We start from the raw sequence: 23,389 nt of genomic DNA, 5'->3' as shown, positions 1-23,389 counted from the left end.
GGATGCCTGTCTTGTGGCGCTGCGCCGCCGAAAATGGCATGGCAGACTGACTCTAAGAGAGACCTGATACCACCTTACAAAATATGTAAAAAGTGGCAAGTTAATTTAATCGATGCCGGAGGAATTCACAGTAATCCTCCTAATACCCGAGCGTCTCTGGTTTGATATACCGGAAACTTTTAGTCCGTTGAGGTCACAATGACAGAAATGATTGCGGCAACCGTGTTGCTGTTTTTGATAATGGATCCTTTAGGCAATTTGCCCATTTTCATGTCGGTGCTCAAGCATCTGGAACCGAAGCGGCGACGGGTAGTGCTGATTCGCGAGCTGCTTATCTCACTTATCTTGATGTTGATTTTTTTGTTCGCGGGCGAGAATATTTTGGCGTTTTTGAACTTACGCACTGAAACCGTTTCGATTTCCGGCGGAATCATTCTGTTTTTAATCGCCATCAAAATGATTTTCCCTTCCAATGAAGGTCACTCAACCGACTTACCTGCTGGAGAAGAACCATTCCTGGTTCCACTGGCAATTCCGCTAATGGCTGGCCCATCAATATTGGCCACACTGATGCTTCTTTCTCATCAATATCCAAATCGCATGAGCCATTTGGTGTTAGCGCTGCTGATCGCCTGGGGTTTATCCTCAGTTATCTTGTTGATGTCTGGTGTATTTTTACGTCTGTTGGGGGATAAAGGCGTCAGCGCATTGGAACGACTGATGGGATTGATTCTGGTGATGTTATCTACCCAGATGTTTTTAGATGGCGTCAGAGCCTATCTCACGGCCTAATTCATCGGCGACGACGATAAAAACACACAAGGGGCCACGATTGGCCCCGATAACCAAGCGGTGCCGAAGCTAGACTTTATGGCTCAGCGCCGCCACGCAGCGACGTACTACTTCATCAATATCGGCATCGATATCCACGCAAATCACGTCTTTCTCGTCTGCCAGAGGCTCTTCCAAGGTTTCAAACTGGCTTTTCAGCAGATCGGTGGGCATAAAATGACCCGAACGAGCTTTTAATCGCTCCATAATCATGTCAAAGCTGCCTTTCAGATAGAGAAAAACCATATCTTTATTGCCTTCCCGCAGGCAATCGCGGTAACGACGTTTTAGAGCAGAACAGACAATAATACCGGTTTCGTTTTTATGGTTCAGGCTGTAGGCCGCGTCGCTCAAACGTTCCAGCCACGGCATTCTGTCGTCATCATTTAACGGATGCCCGCTGGCCATTTTTTGAATATTGGCGCGCGGATGCAGATCATCACCGTCAATAAATTTGGCGTGAATTGCATGAGCAACGGCTTCACCCACCGTCGTTTTTCCGCTGCCCGATACGCCCATCACAATGATGCTATGTCCTGCCATAAGTTTGATCTCTATCTCAGAATGGGAATTTTACCCTGTTTGACGGTTCCGTATTTTAACATGTTACCGGTATCATGATACCGGTAACAAATGGAGATGTGACTTTTATCACAAAGGGAAGAACACCGGGTTTTGTACTCAATCGCGCAATCACGCCAGCCTGTTTAAAGACTGAGCGTAATAATAAAAGGAAGGTTCTTATCCCGTTACCTGTCCTGGATAAGCACCCTACCCCACTAATTTCGCGTTGCAGCAAAATGAGCAATATCAATACCTATAGCTTTCAGATTACAGCCAAACGGCAATTGGCCTCCATCCGAGGAGCTTAGTCCGCTAAGTGAATCGAGATAGCCAAAACAGCCGGTGTCGCTGCAACGGGAAAGAGACAAGGTACAAAGTCAGAAAACGCCGCTGCGGCGAGAAAAAAGCAGGGTAAATAAATCATAACTAAAAGCGATAAATAGGTTGGAGAAATGCTATGCCATTAGTCATTGTCGCGGTTGGCGTTGCCATGCTGCTGTTACTGATGATCCGTTTCAAGCTGAACGGGTTTATCTCGCTGATTCTGGTCGCTCTGGCGGTCGGAATTATGCAGGGTATGCCGGTTGATAAAGTGGTCGGCTCGATTAAAGCCGGGGTTGGCGGCACGCTTGGCAGCCTGGCGCTAATTATGGGCTTTGGTGCCATGCTGGGTAAACTGCTGGCGGACTGCGGCGGTGCTCAACGCATCGCTACCACGCTGATTGATAAATTCGGCAGACAACATATTCAATGGGCCGTGGTACTGACAGGTTTTACCGTCGGTTTTGCCCTGTTTTATGAGGTCGGTTTCGTACTATTACTACCGCTGGTATTCAGCATTGCGGCGTCTGCACGCATTCCTTTGCTGTATATCGGTGTGCCAATGGCTGCTGCGCTTTCGGTCACTCACGGCTTTCTGCCTCCTCACCCCGGCCCAACGGCGATTGCGACCATTTTCCATGCCGATATGGGTAAAACCTTGCTGTACGGCACCTTACTGGCTATTCCAACGGTCATATTAGCTGGTCCGGTTTATGCTCGATTCCTGAAGGGCATTGATAAGCCGGTTCCTGAAGGTTTATACAACCCAAAAACCTTTACCGATGAAGAAATGCCGAGCTTTGGCGTCAGTGTTGCGACCGCTCTGGTGCCGGTTATTCTGATGGCGCTGCGTGCCGTAGCCGAGATGATTTTGCCAAAAGGGCATCCGGTTCTGGCTTATGCCGAATTCTTCGGCGATCCGGTTATTGCGACCCTTATCGCTGTATTAATCGCTATTTTCACCTTTGGCCTGAACCGCGGGCGCTCCATGGAATCGGTAATGGATACCGTAACCGACTCCATTAAAATCATCGCTATGATGCTGTTGGTTATTGGCGGTGGCGGCGCATTCAAGCAGGTATTGGTGGACAGCGGCGTTGAACAATATATTGCCGGTATGATGAGCGGCAGCGGTGTATCACCAATTCTGATGGCTTGGTCTATCGCGGCACTGTTGCGTATCGCGCTGGGTTCTGCCACGGTCGCGGCCATTACCGCCGGAGGTATTGTTGCTCCATTGATTGCCACCACCGGTGCCAGCCCAGAGCTGATGGTTATTGCCGTCGGTTCCGGCAGCGTGATTTTCTCTCACGTTAACGATCCGGGCTTCTGGCTGTTTAAGGAATATTTCAATCTGACCATTATGGAAACCATTAAATCCTGGTCAGTGCTGGAAACCATCATTTCAGTATGTGGATTAGTCGGCTGCCTGTTATTGGCTATGGTGATTTAATTCGCTGAGTTTGAAGGTTAGTTCACACAAAAAAGGCCTGCTGTCGAAAGATAGCGGGCCTTTTCTTTAACGCCATTATTCAGATACTGCCACCGGGCAGAATAGTGAAGCCGACATCGACCATTTTGGGTGACACCGATTCACCACGCAGCCTGGCAATCAGACGTTCTGCACCTATTTGCCCCATTTTTTCGCGGGGAGTCAGTACGCTAGCCAAACGCGGCACCATCGACTGCCCAATATCATGGCCGTGGAAACCAGCAATCGCCATATCCTGCGGGATAGATAATCCCTGGCGTTGACATTCGAAAAACGCGCCGATGGCCAAGTCATCATTGGTACAGAAAATACTGTCGATCTGCGGATAACTAACCTGCGCTTCACGCAACAGCTCGCCACCGGCAGAATAGGAAGATGAGCGGCTGGTCATAATACTGACCGGCTCTAAACCCGATTCTCTCATCGCCTGCTCGTAACCCTGCTGCTTAATCACCGTTCGCTCATCCTGACGCGCACCGAAATAGACTACGTGACGGTGGCCCTGAGTGATAATTTGCTGAGTCATCTTGCGAGCGGCTTCAAAATTGTTAAATCCAACCGCCAGATCGATGCAGGGGGAAACACAATCCATCAATTCGATCACCGGAATACCGGACACCTGAATCATTTTTAAGGTACGGGGAGTGTGATTCCGTTCGGAGAGAATCAGACCGTCGATGTTATAAGACAGCAGCGAGGTCAGACGTTGTTCTTCCAGCTCTTTCTGATAACCATAGTGAGCCAGCATGGTTTGATAGCCGTGAACGTCTGTGACGCTCTCAATACCGCGTAAAACCTCGGCAAATACCTGATTAGTTAATGAAGGCAATAATACGCCAATCGCCCGGCTGGTGGCGTTTGACAGAATATCCGGCGCACGGTTGGGGATATAGCCCAACTCATCCAATGCCACCGCAATTTTCCCCTGTAGCACGGCGGAAACCTGCTGCGGATTACGCAAATAGCGGCTAACCGTCATTTTCGTGACGCCAACCATATCAGCTACATCTTGAAGCACTGGCCTTTTTTTCTTCATTATCAATGAACTGGCGCAAGAGAGACGGGCGGGGATTTTAACAAAAAAAAGGGTATAACGCGATGCGCATACCCTTTTTAGCCGATAAATGAAGGTTAAACCGGTGGCAGATCAAATAACAATATCTCACTGTCTTCATCGGCATGAATCGACAATGCGGTTTCATCCCAAATGGCGAAAGCATCGCTGGTGCCTGCGTGATGACCATTGATAGCAACCTTGCCACGTACTACCTGAATCCAGATTCTGCGCTCCGCCTGAATCTGATAAACAGATTGTTCATCTTTTTTCAGCGCCCAGCGCGATAGCGTCATATCTTGGAACACTTTCAGAGAACCGTCGCGAGCATCCGGAGACAGCACCAACTGGCGCCCCTGTGGGTTATCAAAGCGCTTTTGTTCATAGCGCGGTGGTAAACCATTAGTTTCAGGAATAATCCAGATTTGATATAGGTGCAACGGCTGGTCACTACGACCATTGTATTCAGAGTGGCGCACACCCGTGCCGGCACTCATAATCTGGAACTCACCCGCATGGATTTGTTCTTTATTGCCCATGCTGTCCTGATGTTCTACGGTTCCCGATAGTACATAGGTTAGAATTTCCATATCCTTATGGGGATGAGTACCGAAACCCTGCCCAGCGTCGATCACGTCTTCGTTAATCACCCGCAGCGCCGAGAACCCCATAAAGTTAGAGTCATAATAATCAGCGAATGAGAAGGTATGCCAGCTATCTAACCAGCCGTGATTAGCGTGACCGCGTTCTTCTGCTTTGCGTAGATAAATCATATTCAATTCTCCTCAACGTTTTCTTTAGTCTAGATGTCGCAGGAAAATATGAAAGCGTAAAAAACTCATCCCTCTGTTCAAATAATTCGACAAAGAAAAAAGCATAAAAACAAAGCGTGTGCAGAGGCAGAAAATGCGGAAATCAAACAAGCCGTTGCGACTATTCCACCGAGAAAAGGCAAAAAAAAAGCCAGCACCCGGCTGGCTAAGTAAACACTGGAAGCAATGTGAGCAATGTCGTGCCTTCGTCATGTGAACACCTAAACTTTGATGGTCTCACTTGAAAGCATGACAATGATAATCATTATCACTCTCAACTGTAAAGCATTATTTTTAATCAATGCGAATATAATTGACTGCGATGAATAAACCGATACTTTGTTAGGTTATTCAAACACTAATCAATAGGAAAAGCCCTATGTCTCATGCGCAAATACGTCCGGTAGAACCTTCTGATTATTTGGCTCTGCAACAGCTATATGCACATCCGAAGGTGTATCGCGACACCTTACAGCTTCCGCTACCTGCTCCGGATTTGTGGGCGAAGAAGCTGGGGACTCCCGCGCCAGGTATCTATTATTACGTTGCCTGTATCGACGGACAAATCGCAGGCCAGCTCAGCCTTGAGACAATACAAAGACCGCGCCGCAACCACGTTGCCACCTTCGGCATTGCAGTAGACGCGGGTTTCTTGGGCCAGGGCGTTGGCAGTGCGTTGATGAAAACCATGATTGATTTATGTGATAACTGGTTGAACATCAATAGAATTGAACTAACGGTATTCGTTGATAATGATACTGCCGTAGCGCTGTACAAGAAATTTGGTTTTGAAATCGAGGGAACCAGTAAACGCTATGCCTTACGCGACGGTAAATATATCGACGCTTATCATATGGCCAGGGTAATAGACCCAAAATAAATCACCTGAACACGCAATTAGCGGAACTTTCCTCTCACTTATTTACACATCAGCCCGAAGATCGTGACCGATCGCGTCACGATCTGTTTCCATCTCTCCTTGAAATAAAACACGACAGCGATCACACTCCGCTGCCATAAATCAACGAAACGGCGTAGAATACTGCTCGCTTTTAATGGACAGATTTCCGACAGAATAGTCGCTCACAGCGTGAATTGATGATGAGGTTGTTGTGTTTGAGAGTTATGGAGTGCTCAATCTTTGGACGTATGTCCTAGGTGCCATTTTCATTATTATCGTGCCGGGGCCAAACACCCTGTTCGTTCTGAAAACAGGCATTACCCGCGGTGTTAAAGAAGGCTATAAGGCTGCATTAGCGGTGTTTATTGGCGATGCAGTACTGATATTTTGCGCCTATGTGGGAATTGCCTCCCTGATCCGCTCTTCGCCTTTCCTGTTTACGCTGGTCAAAATGCTCGGTGCCATTTACCTCTTGTATTTGGGGCTTAAAATCCTCTACAGCACCTTGGTGAAAAAAGGTCAGAGCGAAGCAACCGAGATCGTGGAACACACTTTCCGCAAAGCGCTGACCCTGAGCCTGACCAATCCCAAGGCCATTTTGTTCTACGTTTCGTTTTTTGTGCAGTTTATCGATCAAAGTTATGCCCACACCGGCCTGTCCTTCGTGATACTGGCGGTGATTCTGGAAATGATAAGCTTTGTCTATATGTCGCTGCTCATTTTTGCTGGCGCAGCACTAACCCACTTCCTGAGTGAGAAAAAACGTCTCGCCAAACTGGGTAATTCGATGGTTGGGCTGCTTTTCCTCGGTTTTGCCACCAAACTGGCTACCGCAGCCTAAAACCTACCGATATAAGCCGATATCAATAGAAATGGCGCCATCATCAGGCGCCATTTTTGTTGTGCACAGAAAACCTCCAGCTAGGCTGGAGGTTCGGTAAAGCTTTCAGCTTTGAGCCAGTTATAAAAACCCCTTTTGATTTGTTAAAACAGTTTGCGGTCTGGCAACTGCAAATGTTCAACAAGAAATCAAAAGGGGGTCCCTATGAGGGACGAAAAGAGCTTAGCGCACACGCGATGGAACTGTAAATATCACATGGTTTTTGCGCCGAAGTACCGAAGAAAGGTGTTCTACGGGGAAAAGCGCAAAGCGATAGGCAGTATCTTAAGAAAGCTGTGCGAATGGAAAAACGTGAATATTCTGGAAGCAGAATGCTGTGTGGATCACATCCATATGCTTCTGGAAATCCCGCCCAAAATGAGTGTGTCGGGTTTTATGGGATACCTGAAAGGAAAGAGCAGCCTGATGCTTTATGAGCAGTTTGGCGATTTGAAGTTCAAATACCGTAACAGGGAGTTCTGGTGTCGGGGGTATTACGTTGATACGGTTGGGAAAAATACAGCCAGGATACAAGAATACATAAAGCACCAGTTGGAAGAGGATAAAATGGGTGAGCAACTCTCGATCCCCTATCCGGGCAGCCCGTTTACGGGCCGTAAGTAATCCATAAATGCAAATGTCAGATCGCGATGCGCCTGTTAGGGCGCGGCTGGCAACAGAGCCTTATAGGCGCATATGAAAAACCTCCGGCTATGCCGGAGGATATTTATTTTCCAACATATCAACGATGCTAGATGTGCAGTTCAGTCAGTTTCTCTTTCGGTAATGCCAACTCATCGTTATGATTTACCCGCACACCACGCTCGATGATGCTTTTGGCAATGTCCTGCGCTTCTTCCAGCGAATGCATTTGGTAAGTCCCACACTGATATTCATTCAGCTCAGGAATTTTACGCTGGTCAGTGACTTTCAGTACATCAGCCATCGCCGCTTTCCACGCTTCCGCCACACGCTGCTCGTCAGGTGTGCCAATCAGGCTCATATAGAAACCGGTACGGCAGCCCATTGGTGAGATATCAATAATTTCCACACCCTGACCATTCAGATGATCACGCATAAAACCTGCGAATAAATGCTCCAGCGTATGAATACCTTTCTCCGGCAAAACTTCTTTATTCGGCACGCAGAAACGTAAATCAAACACGGTGATTGCATCGCCGTGAGGGGTTTTCATCGTCTTAGCAACGCGAACGGCCGGTGCTTTCATAATGGTGTGGTCAACTGTAAAACTGTCCAATAATGGCATCTTGTTACCTCCTCAAAAAAATTATTTCTCGCAGAAGAATTTTTTTTCGAACCCAATGAAACTTTTTTAAATCACCGCCGTCTTAATATGTGAAAGACGCGCATTTGTTATCATCATCCCTGTATACAGAGATGTTAATTTGGCCACATTGATTGTGGCCTTTTCTTTTTCTAGCGACCTGCGTGTATCGCCAGATACTCTTCAAAGCTTAGTTCATCACTACGTTCCAGCTCACCTTGACGAATCCAAGAACGGTCACGTTCAGCTGAAAGCTGTTCTTCAGTCAATATTTCCAACGGCTCACTGCGTAACATTTCGCGATAACGTTCAGCCAGATCCAGCCCGACACCACCGATTCCTTCCGCTTTCATTGCCTGTAAAATACGAGCAGAGAACGTCAGTTCAGGATTATCGAAGGAAGCAACTAGCTCATCACATACATCCTGATAAGCCCGACTGTCTTTGCCGTCCAGCACTTCTGCCACCCGGCGCAAGTCGTCAAACAGCGCTTTACCGACTTTATCTAAAGGCTCACGAGTGCTATCGCAGCCAATACCAATAGTCTGACCCGGTTTACGCCCTTCCAGAATCACACGATTCCAGTTTTTACGCGTACAAAGTAGCTCATCGCTGCTCATTTCAGGCGCATCAGCCAGCACGCACCAGATCAGAAATAGATCGAGGAAACGAGCCTGTACCGCATCAACACCAATTGGGGAGAACGGATTGATATCCAGCGAGCGCACTTCGATATATTCGATCCCGCCGCGCAGCAACGCGTCAGAAGGTGACTCACCTGATTGAGTGACGCGTTTGGGTCGAATCGGAGCATACAGCTCATTTTCGATTTGCAGTACATTGCTATTGAGCTGTAGGTAGCGATCGCCCTCTTTCAGCCCCAGCGCCGCATACTCTTCCGATGGCGTATGGATAGCACGCTTCAATCCATCAATATAGGTATTCAGGTCATTAAAAGTAATGCCTAAATTACTCTGTGATTTATTGGTGTAACCCAAATCGCTCAGGCGTAAAGAAGTGGCATAAGGTAAATAGCACATACCGTTATCATTGCGCTCAAAAGGCAATGCGGTCTCACGTCCTTGCAGGAATGAAGAGCAAATCGCTGGCGAAGCACCAAACAGATACGGAATCACCCAGCCAAAGCGATAGTAGTTACGGATCAGTCGGAAATAACCGGCAGAGATCTCTTCTTTACCACTTTGCTCGTCTTCCACACCCGCCCACGCCTGCCAAAACTCAATAGGCAGTGAGAAGTTGTAATGTACGCCGGAAATGGTTTGCATCAGCGCGCCATAGCGGTTTTTCAACCCTTCACGGTACAGCGTCTTGAAGCGTCCAACGTTGGAGGAACCGTATTTAGCCAGTTCGATATCCTGCTCGGCGCCGATAAAGCACGGCATGCTAAGGGGCCACATGCGCTCATCGCCAAGTTTACGCGCAGTGTAACGATGAATATCACGCAAAAAAGCCAGCAAATGATCGATATCGCCGTCTACCGGAGTGATAAACTCCAGCAAAGCTTCGGCAAAATCAGTCGTGATCCATTGATGTGTCAACGCCGCCCCGAGTGACTCAGGGTGACCCGTCGCAGCCAGTTGGCCATCAGCGGTCACACGCAATGTTTCCCGCTCAATGCCGCGGCGGATTCCTTTTAATGCATTAGGATGCGCTTCCAACCAAGAAAGCGCCTGTGATACGTCCGGGATCAAATCGACCTCCCGCTCTTAAAAACCATAGCCCGTAAGCATACTGAAACTACGTCAATGTGACTATGTGAAGTCATCACATCTTTATTGCCACCAGGCGATTCCTTCCAGCGTTAACACGGTAATAACGATGTAACGCACAGCTTTTCCCACACACAGAAAAAAAACCACCAGAGCCCAGGGCATACGCAGCCAGCCTGCCAACACACACATCAAATCGCCTACCACCGGTAACCAACTCAGCAAGAGAGCGGCTGGACCAAAGCGTTGGAGCCAGCCCAACGTCATATCCAGCCCGCGCTGCGGTTTTAACGCCGGTAACAGGCGGCCTATAACTACATTTGTTAAGCCACCCAGCGTATTACCTACGGTTGCAGATAACACTAATATCACCGCAGGCGCACTGCCCGCAGTTAGCAAGGTCACTAATAGAATTTCGGAACTTCCAGGTAAGAGCGTCGCGCTAAGAAAACTGCTACCGAATAACGATGCTACAGCCAGCGTGCTACTCACAGCAGACGCACATCCACCACGTCCATCTTCGCCCGCTTTGCCGCTTCTACGCCGAAATCAGCATCTTCGAACACGACACAGCGCTCCGGCGCCACGCCGAGCAATTCGGCACAGCGCAAAAAGGTGTCTGGCTCCGGCTTATGCCGGGTAACGTCATCGGCACCGACGATGACATCGAAGTAATCCCGAAGGCCAAGATGTCGTAAAAGCGCCTCAGCCATGCTGTGCTCGCTTCCGGTTCCCACAGCCATAGGTCTGCGGCCATGATAAGCCTTAACCACGTCAATGAGCGGGAGCGGCTTTACGTTATCCAACAGCATCGCCTTCACCGCTGCCGTTTTCTCAGCGGCTAACAGATGAGGATCTAACTTCAACCGATGATTATGAATAATCATCTCGGCAATTCGCCAGGTTGGAGAGCCGTTGAGCGCCACCATAGCTTGCTCATCAAATTGAATACCGTGAGGCATCAACACCTTCCGCCAAGCCTGTCGATGGGTGGATTCGGTATCCAAAATCGTACCATCCATATCAAAGATTAGGCCTTCATAGCGATCGTACATCTTTATCCCAGGATCATTGAGGAAAGGAAAAGCTACTTTATCGCAAACTCATTAAATTGTCGCTTACTGTATAACCATCTGTATTTAATCAGAAAAAGTGTTTTTTGGCTAAAGATGGTCATTAGATGAGCGTAATAAAATCAACTGGATGGGAATTCATTAGCCAGTACAAGCACTGTGATGAGATATAGATTTGATGAATATTTATAACCTCATCGACCCATCTTGATATTTTTCATAGGCAGGCGAAATTCAGATAGCGGAAAAAAAGAAGTCAGTGGCGTTCTACTGGCACTCGCGGGGTCTCACTGACCAAATCAGGCAGGATGCTATTTCAAATAGCCAGAAAGCAGAAAACCCCGCCGCAGCGAGGTTTCTTAAAATGGTGCACCCAGGAAGATTCGAACTTCCGACCGCTCGGTTCGTAGCCGAGTACTCTATCCAGCTGAGCTATGGGTGCAAATAAATCTCTGAAACTATCTGACAGTCATTTAACTACTTCACCATACTGCAAAATATGGTGCACCCAGGAAGATTCGAACTTCCGACCGCTCGGTTCGTAGCCGAGTACTCTATCCAGCTGAGCTATGGGTGCATAGTAAATGGCGGTGAGGGAGGGATTCGAACCCTCGATACAGCTTTTGACCGTATACTCCCTTAGCAGGGGAGCGCCTTCAGCCTCTCGGCCACCTCACCATACGCTTCTTTCGAATTGTGCCTAACTTGCTTTTAAAGAAGCTCATCGGCACTGCGTGGCGCACATATTACTTTCCTGCACTTATAAGTCAAACAATTTTTCCCAACAAACGTTTACTTGCACAATTCACAGCCAAGATGCGCAATTTGGCATCGAAAAGAGTATTTTATCAACAGGCGAGATAAGGATGTCTGCGAAATAGCGTTGTAAAAGAATTGAAGGAATATTACTGAGGCGAGTTAAATCTTGGGAGAAAAGCGAGAAAATAGCCATGAGCGAGTGAGAAATGATGCAGGGAATAGAATTTTGGGGTGAGCAGCAGCGTCTCGCATTCCACGAGACGCTGCTTCAATATCAGTAAGTCGTCGGTTGAGACTTCTCTGCTTGAATACGTTGGTAGATTTCTTCACGGTGAACAGAAACTTCTTTCGGAGCATTCACACCAATTCGAACCTGGTTGCCTTTAACTCCTAATACAGTAACCGTAACCTCATCGCCAATCATGAGTGTTTCACCAACTCGACGAGTCAGAATAAGCATTCTTTGCTCCTTGAAAAATTAAAAGAGTCGGGTCTCTCAGTTTCCCCGCCATTATCCATCATACACCGTGAAAACGTAAGCCATCGCCCCCACATAAAATGTAAGTAGCTTGGTCGCGCCTCTAACTAATACAAGTTTAGACGACACGAACAAATTTGCGTTTAACTTTGTAACCGACCTATGACAAGAAAATTGAAAAGCGCCATACTCTTCTTTGAGGTATGGCGCATTTATTTTACACGATCATTGCATGCTTACAGCCGAGACGCGACCCACGCTTCTACGCTAGCCAGCGCGGCGGGCAGAGCCTGAACATCCGAACCTCCAGCCTGAGCCATATCAGGGCGTCCACCGCCTTTACCCCCCACCTGCTGGGCAATATCGGCAATCAACTCACCTGCTTTGACTCGGTTGGTCAAATCTTTGGTCACGCCTACAATCAGGCTCACTTTATCGTCCGCGGTCGTTGCCAGAACAATAATGGCAGAGCCCAACTGATTCTTCAGATCGTCAACCATGGTACGCAGCATTTTCGCTTCAACGTTATCCAGTTTGCTAACCAACAGTTTTACGCCCTTCACTTCTTTCGCAGAGGAGGACAATGAAGCACTCTCCTGCGCTGCCTGCTGGTCTTTCAACTGCTGTAATTCTCTTTCCAACGCTTTGCTGCGATCCAATACGGCCCGAATCTTATCTGTCAGATTATTGCTATCCCCCTTCACCAGGTGAGCAACATCCTGTAACAGATCACTTTGCTGATGCAGCAAGGCAATAGCACCTTCCCCCGTTACGGCTTCGATACGACGAATACCTGCTGCCGTGCCTAATTCAGCCAGAATACGGAACAGACCAATATCACCGGTACGATTGGCGTGAATACCGCCGCAAAGTTCGGTTGAGAAGTCGCCCATGGTCAATACGCGCACCTGATCGTCATATTTCTCGCCGAACAGAGCCATTGCGCCTTTTTCTTTCGCTGCGTCCAACTCCATAACTTCCGTTTGAATTGGCAGGTTGCGGCGAATCTGCGCATTCACCAGGTCTTCAACCTGACGAATTTGTTCCGGCTTCATGGCTTCAAAATGAGAGAAGTCAAAACGCAGGTATTTATCGTTAACCAATGAGCCTTTCTGAGCCACATGCTCACCCAGTATTTTACGCAATGCAGCGTGCAACAAGTGGGTCGCGGAATGGTTCAGACGAATACGATTACGGCGAGCGCTATCTACAATAGCATCAACGCTATCGTTAATACGCAAAGTACCTTGAGATAACTGGCCTAAGTGGCCAATCGCCTGGCCGTATTTCTGCGTGTCGGAGACCATAAAATCAGCCATAGCGCTTTTCAGTTGGCCTTGGTCGCCAACCTGACCGCCTGACTCACCGTAGAACGGAGTCTGATTCAAGATCACCACGGCATCTTCACCGGCATGAATCTCGTCAACGGCTTCACCATTGCGGAACAATGCAGTAACGGTAGATTTCTGCTCTACATGGTCATAGCCAGAGAATTCACTCGCGGTATCGACGCGGATCAGGCTGTTATAGTCAGCACCAAAACCGCTGGATTCACGAGCACGACGGCGTTGAGCTTCCATTGCCTGCTCAAAACCAGCCTCATCAACCTTCAGATTGCGCTCACGGCACACGTCCGCGGTCAAATCAACCGGGAAACCATAGGTATCATACAGACGGAATGCAGTTTCACCGTCCAGCGTGTCGCCGGTCAGCTTGTTCAACTCTTCATCCAGCAATGCCAGACCACGTTCCAGAGTCCGTGCAAACTGCTCTTCTTCAGTTTTCAGAACCTGCTCAACCATCGCCTGCTGCTGTTTCAATTCATCAGCGGCTGAACCCATAACGGCAATCAATGGCGCTACCAGTTTGTAGAAGAAGGTATCTTTGGCACCCAGAATATTTCCATGGCGAATAGCACGACGAATGATGCGACGCAGCACATAACCACGGTTTTCATTCGAAGGAATAACACCGTCTGAAATCAGGAACGCACATGAGCGGATATGATCGGCAATCACGCGCAGTGATTTGCTATTAAGATCGGTAGCGCCAGTTACTTCGGCAACGGCCGCAATCAAATCGCGGAACAAATCGATTTCATAGTTAGTATTCACGTGCTGCAATACAGCGGCAATACGCTCCAACCCCATACCGGTATCTACGGATGGTTTAGGCAGCGGCAACATTGTGCCATCTGACTGACGGTTGAATTGCATGAAAACGATGTTCCAGATCTCGATGTAGCGATCGCCATCTTCTTCTGGTGAGCCTGGAGGGCCACCCCAGATATGGTCGCCGTGATCGTAGAAGATCTCGCTGCATGGGCCGCACGGGCCGGTGTCACCCATTTGCCAGAAGTTATCCGAGGCAAAAGGCGCGCCTTTGTCGCCGATACGGATGATACGTTCACGCGGTACGCCAACGTCATTTGCCCAAATGTTATAGGCTTCGTCATCGGTTTCGTAAACGGTAACCCACAGTTTTTCTTTCGGCAGGTTGAACCATTTTTCGCTGGTCAGCAGTTCCCATGCGAAGTTAATCGCATCATGTTTGAAGTAATCGCCAAAGCTGAAGTTACCCAACATTTCAAAGAACGTGTGATGACGTGCGGTATAACCGACGTTTTCCAGATCGTTATGCTTACCACCGGCGCGAACACAGCGTTGGGAAGTCGTGGCGCGAGTATAGGCCCGCTTGTCCAAGCCCAAGAAAACATCTTTGAACTGGTTCATCCCGGCATTGGTAAACAACAATGTCGGGTCATTATTAGGGACCAATGAGCTGCTTGATACAACCTGGTGTCCCTTGCTATGGAAGAAATCGAGAAACGCTTGACGGATCTCAGCGGTGCTCTTGCTCATAATTGTCCCGGAATCAAGCTAAAAGAATGGCTCGCGAGCCAACAGCGCCCCCCTTAATAAAGGGGACTACCAGTCAGCTCACAAACAAAAAGTGGGAATAAGATAAATTTTCTTCAGAGGGAAGTAAAATCCCGTGTGCATTCATTCGATAAAATCATTGTAAATCGACTGAATTTCTTCTTGAAAGAAGCCACGATAGAGGAGATAACGCTGAACTTTTGCCTTTTCCTTCCATTCAACAGGTAAGGTTTCACCGAATTTGCGCTGAGCGACTTCTTTTGCCAGCTGACACCAGTCGATCTCACTTATTTCAAAAGCAGTTTGTGCTTGTTCTTTTTCTATGCCTTTCTGCAACAGTTCAGAGCGAATGCGCTGAACACCATACCCTTTGCGGCTACGGCTGTTGATATAACTGGTAGCAAAACGAGCATCATCCAGCCAGTTGTGTTGATAGCAATAAGCAATGACTTCATCAATAGCTTTTGGGTCAATAGCCTCAGCCGCGTCATGACCGTCAGTGAGATCATGGAGATCGTTGTCAGTCTCTTTTTCTTCGTTGCGGCTACCACCAGAACTATAGCTGTGATGATAAAAGCTATTTTTAGCGCTTCGATCGTCGTGATTATCGCCACCGCCGTTATTCAGGCTTTGACCCCGTTTAGTGGTAGATGGGGATTTTTTCTTTCCGCGTCCCCAATTGCCTTTTACCGAAAATGACTGCGCCGCAAGTTTGCGGCGCAGTTCGGTCTCACTATGATCTCGTTGAGAGAGCAATCTCATCGCGCGGCTTAACAGGTCATTCATTACTTTTAATCACAAGTAGAGAATCCCATCCCCTTACATTTCGAGTTGCGGCAGTGACAGCGCTAACATTCTCACCGCTTCCAGAAACTGAGTTAACTCAGTCCAGAATTGGTCTAATTGCTGCGTTACCGCAATACAAAACTTATCGGGTTGATATTTTGCCAGGTCATAGGATTAATATGACTATACGGCTATCACTTCAGCCTATTAAAATTCTTCGCTAGTCTCATCGTTGGCTTCATCGGCAAAACCACCGGCTGCCGCAGTCGATTGTTCACCAGCACCGCTCAGCAACATTTCACGCAGCTTCTTATCGATCTCTGTTGCAATAGCTGGGTTTTCTTTCAAATAATTACTGGCGTTAGCTTTACCTTGACCGATTTTGTCACCGTTGTAGCTATACCATGCACCGGCTTTCTCAATCAGCTTATGTTTAACACCCAGATCCACCAACTCACCGTTGATGTTAATGCCTTCACCGTAAAGAATCTGGAATTCAGCCTGTTTGAACGGCGCAGCAATTTTGTTTTTAACCACTTTGACACGAGTTTCGCTGCCCACTACCACATCGCCTTCTTTCACCGCACCGATGCGGCGAATATCCAAACGAACGGAAGCATAGAACTTCAGGGCGTTACCACCGGTAGTGGTTTCCGGGTTACCGAACATCACACCAATTTTCATACGAATCTGGTTGATAAAGATCAGCAAAGTGTTGGCATTTTTCAGGTTACCCGCCAGCTTACGCATGGCCTGGCTCATCATACGAGCAGCAAGACCCATGTGAGAATCGCCAATTTCACCTTCAATTTCAGCTTTTGGCGTCAGAGCGGCTACGGAGTCAACGATGATCACATCAACCGCACCTGAACGAGTCAACGCATCGCAGATTTCCAACGCTTGCTCACCGGTATCTGGCTGAGAACACAGAAGATTATCGATATCTACGCCTAGTTTTTTCGCGTAAATTGGGTCAAGGGCGTGCTCGGCATCAATAAAGGCACAGGTTTTACCTTCGCGCTGCGCTGCGGCGATGACCTGCAGCGTCAGCGTAGTTTTACCTGACGATTCAGGGCCATAGATCTCAACAATACGCCCCATAGGCAAACCGCCGGCTCCCAGAGCGATATCTAATGATAATGAGCCGGTAGAAATCGTTTCAACATCCATTGAGCGGTCTTCGCCAAGACGCATAATAGCGCCTTTGCCGAATTGTTTTTCAATCTGGCCCAGTGCTGCTGCTAATGCCTTTTGTTTGTTCTCATCAATAGCCATTTTTACTCCCTCTCTGGCAAGGTAAGGTCGCCCTTATCGTCGCCACTGAATGTTGTTTTGTGCAGGAAATTAGCGCTAATTATACTGTACAATCATACAGTATCAAGCCTATTTTTTTAGAAATTTATCAACCAGCGTCTGAAGCGCGAAAATAGTGGCCTGCAAGCGTATCTCATCGCGATTACCATTAAAAACATGCTTCTCAGCCGAGATCTGTCCAGCCTTTGTTGCAAAACCGAACCAGACGGTACCTACGGGCTTAAATTCAGTACCGCCGTCAGGCCCTGCAATCCCACTAACGGAGAGTGCAAAATCAGCCTGCGCCGCGTGTAATGCCCCCACGGCCATCTCACGCACGACCTCTTCGCTGACTGCACCATGCGCATTCAGGGTGGTTTCCGCTACGCCGAGCAAATCGTGTTTTGCTTCATTACTGTAAGTCACAAATCCGCGATCGAAATAAGCCGAGCTACCGGCGATATCCGTCAAGGCTTTCGCTATCCATCCGCCGGTGCAAGATTCAGCGCAGGTCACGCTGGCCCCGCGAGCCTTGAGCAACTCACCGGCGTCAATGCTGAGCTGACGCAGTTGTTGTTCGTTCATCATGCCCCCTTATTCTATGAAAATATTTCAGTGGCGATAGTAGCACTTCTCTTCGTTTGTGCTGCACTTCTGCCAATAGATGCGAAGCGTTTCGCATGTCGAATTCAAAGCCCTTGTCCGGACAACGCTTTACCTATCATGCTTAGCTGGTAATATCAAAGAAGCTTATAAATCATCTAATTGATTGCAGAGAGGTAATACCCGAGCAGGCTGGCGTGACGTAATTTCTTTATCTGACTGTTTTTACGTCCGACTTTTAGGCCTGTACGCCGACGATCATTTCAGGATAAAAAACCAGGACGCTATAGTGAAAAAAATTCTGAACGCATTCTTCCCACTTTACACCGCGACGGTGCTCATGTTGTTGGGTTCTGGCCTGCTGACGACCTATATCTCACTGCGTTTAACATCTATTAACGTGTCCGGAGCCCTGATTGGGGCCATTATTGCCGCTAACTACATCGGATTAGTTATCGGCGGTAAGGTCGGTCATTTTCTTATCGCCAGAGTCGGGCATATTCGCGCCTATGTCGCCTGCGCCGGTATCATTACCGCGGCAGTATTGAGCCACGGATTAACAGAATATATACCCGTATGGGTCATACTAAGGCTAATTATCGGCCTGTGTATGATGTGCCAGTTTATGGTACTAGAAAGCTGGCTGAACGATCAGTCATCCTCGAATCAACGTGGTACGGTATTCGGTTTTTATATGGCAGCTACCTACGCCGGTATGGCGCTAGGCCAGGTAGTTCTGATGCTACAGCCCAATTTGGGCCTCAGCACATTGATGGTGATCGCTTTATTCTTCGCTCTTTGCCTGGTTCCTATCGCATTGACAACCCGTAGTAATGCCCAGCAAATGTCACCAGCACCAATGGAATTGAAATTCTTTATCCATTCTATCCCGAAAATTCTAGCCTCAACCTTGGTTATTGGCATGATTGTCGGTTCTTTTTACGGGCTTGCTCCGGTTTATTCCAGCCTGCAATCGCTGACAACCGAGCAAACGGGTCTGTTCATGGCACTGTCAATTTTTGCTGGACTGGTGGCTCAGCTTCCCTTGAGCTGGTTATCCGATCGTTATAACCGAACCTTATTGATTCGTATCAATGCCATATTACTTGCCGTTACCGCGCTGCCGCTGGCTATCTGGCCGCATATTCCTTTTCGTCTGTTACTAGGGCTAGGATTCATCGTTAGCATGTTGCAATTTACCCTTTACCCATTAGTCGTCGCGCTGGCTAACGATCTGATTGAACCTGAAAGACGCGTCTCTCTGGCAGCCTGTTTACTGATGTCATTTGGCGTAGGAGCCAGCATCGGCCCACTGGCGGTCGGTGCGCTGATTGCGCCTTTAGGGGGCAATATTCTATATGCTTTCTTTGCTTTATGCGGCGTGGCGCTGGTTTCTCTCAGTCGCACGGTGAAACAGGATGAATCAGACTTTGTGAATGACGCACCTGTGCCTCATATTGCAATACCCGATAGTCTGGTCAGTTCTCCCCTTTCACCGGCTCTTAACCCTAGTTTTGACGAGCAGATGATTCAAGATATTATGCCTCCGTTAGAGGCGGTAGAACCGGATGGCGTAGAAACCGTCCAGACACAGCATCCTTAACATCGTTTAAAAAGCCTGTTACGGCAGGCTATTTTTATTGGTTTATTGCTGATGAGAGGCAAACAAAACCAATAAAAATTTAAAAATAACACCTGCAAATTAATAAAAAAGGAAATGTAAATGACATTAACCGAGTGGATTTTGACCGGTATTGTGCTGGGGTTGGTTGTCGGCGGTGTAATGACTTTTTTCAAAAATAAGAAATAATCCACTGTGATTTAAAGCAACGACAGATTATTTCTGGTTACGTCATAGATACATACGGAAAATGCGATCTATCCCCTATAAAAGAGATGGCGTCATCGCTTAGCTGACGCCACATATAGTAGGATCGGAGCCAAAGGCTACTTAAAAAAAATATACCGGCTTGATCTACCTTAGTTTCGATAACTGATGTTGCAAGTGAGAGAAAATGTCTAATAAACCGTTCCACTATCAAGACCCCTTCCCTTTAAAGGAAGATGATACCGAGTATTATCTGGTCAGCAATAATCATGTCTCCGTCTCGCAGTTTGAAGATCATGATATTCTCAAAGTCGAACCAGAAGCCCTCACCTTACTCGCCCAACAAGCTTTCCACGATGCATCGTTTTTACTCCGCCCTGCCCATCAAAAGCAAGTCGCCGCAATTCTTGACGATCCTGAAGCCAGTGAAAACGATAAGTATGTTGCTCTGCAATTCCTGCGTAACTCGGAAATCGCAGCCAAAGGTATTTTGCCAACCTGTCAAGATACCGGCACAGCGATTATCGTAGGGAAAAAAGGCCAACGCGTCTGGACCGGCGGTAATGATGCAGAAGCCTTGTCCCGTGGGGTATACAACACCTTTATTGAAGATAACTTACGTTACTCGCAAAACGCCGCGCTGGACATGTATAAAGAGGTCAATACCGGCAGCAATCTGCCTGCGCAAATCGACCTGTACAGCACAGAAGGGGAAGATTATAAATTCCTGTTCGTCACCAAGGGTGGGGGTTCAGCGAACAAAACCTATCTGTATCAGGAAACTAAAGCGCTATTATCTCCCGGCAAACTCAAAGCCTTCCTAGTTGAGAAAATGCGCACTTTGGGTACCGCCGCCTGCCCGCCATACCATATCGCGTTTGTCATCGGCGGCACCTCTGCGGAAAGCACGCTGAAGACGGTAAAACTGGCTTCCACCAAATATTACGATGGTTTGCCAACCGAAGGTAACGAGCATGGGCAAGCTTTCCGCGATATTCAACTGGAAGAAGAATTACTGAAAGAAGCTCAGGAATTAGGGTTAGGCGCGCAGTTCGGTGGCAAATATTTTGCCCATGATGTACGTGTAATCCGCTTGCCACGCCACGGCGCATCTTGCCCGGTAGGAATGGGGGTTTCTTGTTCCGCCGATCGCAATATTAAAGGCAAAATTAACCGTAAGGGCATCTGGCTGGAAAAACTGGAACATAACCCAGGGCAATATATCCCCGAGCATTTACGCCAGGCCACGGAAGGTAAAGTCGTAAAAATCGATCTGAACCGGCCGATGAAAGAGATCCTAAAAGAGCTGTCACAGTATCCGGTATCTACGCGCCTATCTCTGAGCGGCACAATTATTGTTGGCCGTGATATTGCCCACGCAAAATTAGAAGAACGTCTGAAAAATGGAGAGGGATTGCCGCAATATGTCAAAGATCACCCGATCTATTACGCAGGCCCTGCAAAAACACCGGAAGGTTATGCCTCTGGTTCCCTAGGACCAACCACCGCAGGCCGAATGGATTCCTATGTGGATCTACTGCAATCCCACGGCGGCAGTATGATCATGCTCGCCAAAGGCAACCGCAGTAAACAGGTAACGGAAGCCTGCCATAAGCACGGCGGCTTCTACCTCGGCAGTATTGGTGGTCCAGCGGCGGTATTGGCGCAAAACAGTATTAAAAGTCTGGAATGCGTGGAGTATCCAGAGTTAGGCATGGAAGCCATCTGGAAAATTGAAGTTGAAGATTTCCCTGCTTTTATTCTGGTCGATGATAAAGGCAATGATTTCTTCCAGATTATTCAAACATCTAAATGTAATCGCTGCGGCTAATGATTAGCCACAGGTAGATTGACTATTATCGCCCGGCAGAAATCTGTCGGGCTTTATTTTACGGTAACGAAACAAAAAAATTTTTAGCTATCATCAGCCTTATTCATAAAAATATTTTATTGATAAAAACCAACCAATATTTAATCTAAATATTAACTATTAGCATACTAATTGACATGTTTTCAATTAACTTTACCATAGTAAAAACCAACTTTTTCTAAAAAACACAGTATATTAATAACTATACCCGCAATAATATTAATTACCTCATCACATATCATAATATTTTCAATTTGGCACCATAGAACTAAATTCCTCTAGCTATCATACATAGTATGAATACTCACATTTATCTTAACTTCCATACAAATAAGCCTGTCGCCACCCAACAACTAATTAATGACATTTGAGTCAAAAATAAGAGAAAGGCATCAGCAATTAGAATAATTTATATGCATTAAATCGCTAATGGTGCCTTTGTTATTTCTGTATTTTATTTATCAGCCCATACAGATATACACCAAATTTATTAATCCACGACATTAGAGTACTTCACTTATGTTAGATATGCTTTATAGCTTACAAACCTTCACTCCACTATGGTGGGGTAGTCTAGTAATACTTGGCCTATGTATCGGTAGTTTTCTTAATGTCGTCATTCATCGACTACCAATTATGCTCAAGAATAATAAGCACCATGAATTCAACTTGTGTATACCTCGCTCGTATTGCCCACATTGTCATCACTCACTGAAATGGCATGATAACATCCCTATATTCAGCTGGTTTCTACTTAAGGCACAATGCCGACACTGCCAAAATAAGATCTCTCTCCGTTATCCCATGATCGAGCTAGCGACTGTGGCTTTAACATTATTTATCAGCATGATTATTCCTGCCGGATATACGCTTCTTGCTGCATTAGTCTTTACATGGGTATTAATAGCGTTAACCGCAATTGATATTGAGCATTTGCTATTGCCGGATAACCTCACGCTTTCTTTGCTATGGGGTGGCTTGATTTTCCATTTATTCGATCAAACGTTGGCACTAAGTGATGCCGTTATCGGTGCAGTGGGTGGATATTTAGTCTTATGGTGCCTTTACTGGGCATTTTGGCTGACAACGCACCGTGAAGCCCTAGGCTATGGCGACTTTAAATTACTAGCGGCCTTAGGAGCCTGGCTCGGCTGGATGGAGCTACCGGCCCTGCTTTTGATTGCTTCCCTCGCTGGGAGCAGTTTTACTTTCATCGCGCATTTGCTTAGAAATAGGCCGTTAAGTGCACCTTTACCTTTCGGCCCTTTCCTAGCTCTCGCAGGTTGGCTATTGTTTCTGCATCATTACCATGCAATTAATGAAGATAACATACTGTCATTTCATGTTACGCCGAGCTTCATAGGCAAAATCAGCCAGTAGCAGGTTAAGAGAAGGACATTGATTATTATCGGTGCCAATTTCTTCCACAAGAGCCTGATAACGTGCCTGACTTTTCCCTTTCAGCGCTTGATAAGCTGGTGCTTTGGTATCCCAATTTCGCTCCATTGCCAGTTTTACCGCCGTTTGCATAAGTATTGATTCATCAGGAATATCTTTCCTTTGGCATTCCTGTCGCAAATACATGGCACCAGAAATCAGTGCAGATAGCTGTTCAATCTGCTGTGGTGTCTCCACTACTGGAGCCCTATTTGTTGGCCGCTGACACCCATTAACGAGCAATAGTGGTAATAGCAGGAGCAACGGATATTTAACTGATAGCATTGATTAACTCATCGTAAAAAGATGGATTCATCATATTAGAATAGAAACCAGCCGCGTAAAACCACAACCTGCTTATTAAAGTTTAATATACTGATTCGGGTTTTATAATGACGATATTTTAAATTACATCGAATGCAGAATATACACTCACCTTATCTTCGTCAGTTTTATATATTCTACGATATCATTTATCGTATTCCATTTATGCCAAACATCATCAGCTAACGG

Annotated in this window: 21 protein-coding genes and 3 tRNA genes; 8 read left to right on the top strand and 16 right to left on the bottom strand. The window is 47.1% G+C overall.

The annotated features are described in order from the left end of the window. Positions 1-198 precede the first annotated feature (198 nt). Complete coding sequence (locus DBA33_RS01435) at positions 199-792, top strand: YhgN family NAAT transporter (protein ID WP_064515694.1); 594 nt, start codon at positions 199-201, stop codon at positions 790-792. Positions 793-861: 69 nt separating this feature from the next. On the opposite strand, the gene DBA33_RS01430 is transcribed toward DBA33_RS01435, so the two are convergent. Next, complete coding sequence (locus tag DBA33_RS01430) at positions 862-1,374, bottom strand: gluconokinase (RefSeq protein WP_120805324.1); 513 nt, start codon at positions 1,372-1,374, stop codon at positions 862-864. A gap of 478 nt (positions 1,375-1,852) precedes the next feature. Here DBA33_RS01430 and gntT point away from each other — a divergent pair, with 478 nt between their 5' ends. Further along, positions 1,853-3,169, top strand: a complete 1,317-nt coding sequence (gntT, locus tag DBA33_RS01425) for a gluconate transporter (protein ID WP_064515701.1) — start codon at positions 1,853-1,855, stop codon at positions 3,167-3,169. Between the two features lie 79 nt (positions 3,170-3,248). Here gntT and gntR read toward each other — a convergent pair whose 3' ends face one another. Both gntR and DBA33_RS01415 read right to left on the bottom strand, forming a co-directional pair. Then, positions 3,249-4,244, bottom strand: a complete 996-nt coding sequence (gene gntR / locus DBA33_RS01420; protein WP_120805322.1) for a gluconate operon transcriptional repressor GntR — start codon at positions 4,242-4,244, stop codon at positions 3,249-3,251. A gap of 95 nt (positions 4,245-4,339) precedes the next feature. Further along, positions 4,340-5,035, bottom strand: coding sequence for a pirin family protein (locus DBA33_RS01415; RefSeq protein ID WP_120805320.1), 696 nt, complete (start codon positions 5,033-5,035; stop codon positions 4,340-4,342). A gap of 418 nt (positions 5,036-5,453) precedes the next feature. Between DBA33_RS01415 and DBA33_RS01410 the strand changes: the two genes are divergently transcribed. The 3 genes from DBA33_RS01410 (at position 5,454) to tnpA (ending at position 7,479) form a co-directional block, all read left to right on the top strand. Next, on the top strand, positions 5,454-5,954 hold the full coding sequence (locus DBA33_RS01410; RefSeq protein ID WP_064515708.1) for a GNAT family N-acetyltransferase: 501 nt from the start codon (positions 5,454-5,456) through the stop codon (positions 5,952-5,954). 232 nt (positions 5,955-6,186) lie between these two features. Next, a complete protein-coding gene (leuE, locus tag DBA33_RS01405) occupies positions 6,187-6,816 on the top strand; it encodes a leucine efflux protein LeuE (protein WP_064515711.1) in 630 nt (209 codons plus the stop codon). A 204-nt stretch (positions 6,817-7,020) separates the two neighbouring features. Then, a complete protein-coding gene (tnpA, locus tag DBA33_RS01395) occupies positions 7,021-7,479 on the top strand; it encodes an IS200/IS605-like element IS1541C family transposase (protein ID WP_120805318.1) in 459 nt (152 codons plus the stop codon). 127 nt (positions 7,480-7,606) lie between these two features. Here the strand turns inward: tnpA and luxS are convergent, their stop codons facing one another. The 12 genes from luxS to pncC form a co-directional block, all read right to left on the bottom strand. Further along, entirely contained in the window at positions 7,607-8,122 is a 516-nt protein-coding gene (luxS, locus tag DBA33_RS01390) for an S-ribosylhomocysteine lyase (RefSeq protein ID WP_064516636.1), read from the bottom strand. A 170-nt stretch (positions 8,123-8,292) separates the two neighbouring features. After that, on the bottom strand, positions 8,293-9,852 hold the full coding sequence (gene gshA, locus DBA33_RS01385; RefSeq protein WP_064516634.1) for a glutamate--cysteine ligase: 1,560 nt from the start codon (positions 9,850-9,852) through the stop codon (positions 8,293-8,295). Positions 9,853-9,933: 81 nt separating this feature from the next. After that, complete coding sequence (locus DBA33_RS01380) at positions 9,934-10,362, bottom strand: YqaA family protein (protein ID WP_064516632.1); 429 nt, start codon at positions 10,360-10,362, stop codon at positions 9,934-9,936. Then, positions 10,359-10,925: a fructose-1-phosphate/6-phosphogluconate phosphatase gene (gene yqaB, locus DBA33_RS01375; RefSeq protein ID WP_064516630.1), complete on the bottom strand. Its 567-nt coding sequence runs from the start codon at positions 10,923-10,925 to the stop codon at positions 10,359-10,361. Before yqaB ends, DBA33_RS01380 begins: the two co-directional genes overlap by 4 nt. Positions 10,926-11,308: 383 nt before the next feature. Beyond that, positions 11,309-11,385 (bottom strand) — tRNA-Arg (locus DBA33_RS01370). Positions 11,386-11,443: 58 nt separating this feature from the next. After that, a tRNA-Arg gene (locus DBA33_RS01365) sits at positions 11,444-11,520 on the bottom strand. An 8-nt stretch (positions 11,521-11,528) separates the two neighbouring features. Then, a tRNA-Ser gene (locus tag DBA33_RS01360) sits at positions 11,529-11,621 on the bottom strand. Between the two features lie 355 nt (positions 11,622-11,976). After that, the gene (csrA, locus tag DBA33_RS01355) at positions 11,977-12,162 is read right to left on the bottom strand and encodes a carbon storage regulator CsrA (protein ID WP_002209449.1); all 186 of its coding nucleotides are present in this window, start codon (positions 12,160-12,162) and stop codon (positions 11,977-11,979) included. 254 nt (positions 12,163-12,416) lie between these two features. Then, positions 12,417-15,041 carry an alanine--tRNA ligase gene (gene alaS, locus DBA33_RS01350; protein WP_120805317.1) on the bottom strand — a complete coding sequence of 875 codons (2,625 nt, stop codon included), beginning with the start codon at positions 15,039-15,041 and terminating at the stop codon, positions 12,417-12,419. 141 nt (positions 15,042-15,182) lie between these two features. Next, positions 15,183-15,845: a recombination regulator RecX gene (gene recX, locus DBA33_RS01345; protein WP_120805316.1), complete on the bottom strand. Its 663-nt coding sequence runs from the start codon at positions 15,843-15,845 to the stop codon at positions 15,183-15,185. A gap of 207 nt (positions 15,846-16,052) precedes the next feature. Continuing rightward, positions 16,053-17,120, bottom strand: coding sequence for a recombinase RecA (gene recA / locus DBA33_RS01340; protein ID WP_064516626.1), 1,068 nt, complete (start codon positions 17,118-17,120; stop codon positions 16,053-16,055). A 108-nt stretch (positions 17,121-17,228) separates the two neighbouring features. After that, positions 17,229-17,723 carry a nicotinamide-nucleotide amidase gene (gene pncC, locus DBA33_RS01335; protein ID WP_064516624.1) on the bottom strand — a complete coding sequence of 165 codons (495 nt, stop codon included), beginning with the start codon at positions 17,721-17,723 and terminating at the stop codon, positions 17,229-17,231. 307 nt (positions 17,724-18,030) lie between these two features. Here pncC and DBA33_RS01330 point away from each other — a divergent pair, with 307 nt between their 5' ends. The 3 genes from DBA33_RS01330 to DBA33_RS01320 all read left to right on the top strand — a co-directional run bounded on the left by DBA33_RS01330 (position 18,031) and on the right by DBA33_RS01320 (position 22,819). Beyond that, the gene (locus tag DBA33_RS01330) at positions 18,031-19,344 is read left to right on the top strand and encodes an MFS transporter (RefSeq protein WP_064516622.1); all 1,314 of its coding nucleotides are present in this window, start codon (positions 18,031-18,033) and stop codon (positions 19,342-19,344) included. A gap of 412 nt (positions 19,345-19,756) precedes the next feature. Further along, positions 19,757-21,400, top strand: a complete 1,644-nt coding sequence (gene fumA, locus DBA33_RS01325) for a class I fumarate hydratase FumA (protein WP_064516620.1) — start codon at positions 19,757-19,759, stop codon at positions 21,398-21,400. 558 nt (positions 21,401-21,958) lie between these two features. Continuing rightward, positions 21,959-22,819 (top strand): A24 family peptidase, encoded by an 861-nt coding sequence (locus DBA33_RS01320; protein ID WP_120805315.1) that lies wholly within the window; start codon positions 21,959-21,961, stop codon positions 22,817-22,819. Here the strand turns inward: DBA33_RS01320 and gspS are convergent. Then, entirely contained in the window at positions 22,775-23,074 is a 300-nt protein-coding gene (gspS, locus tag DBA33_RS01315) for a type II secretion system pilot lipoprotein GspS (RefSeq protein WP_235600976.1), read from the bottom strand. The genes DBA33_RS01320 and gspS overlap by 45 nt on opposite strands. Positions 23,075-23,389: the final 315 nt, after the last annotated feature.

It is taken from the genome of Yersinia sp. IP36721 (assembly GCF_003634395.1).
Classification (GTDB): Bacteria; Pseudomonadota; Gammaproteobacteria; order Enterobacterales; family Enterobacteriaceae; genus Yersinia; species Yersinia entomophaga.
This window is presented reverse-complemented; position numbering and strand designations above follow the sequence as displayed.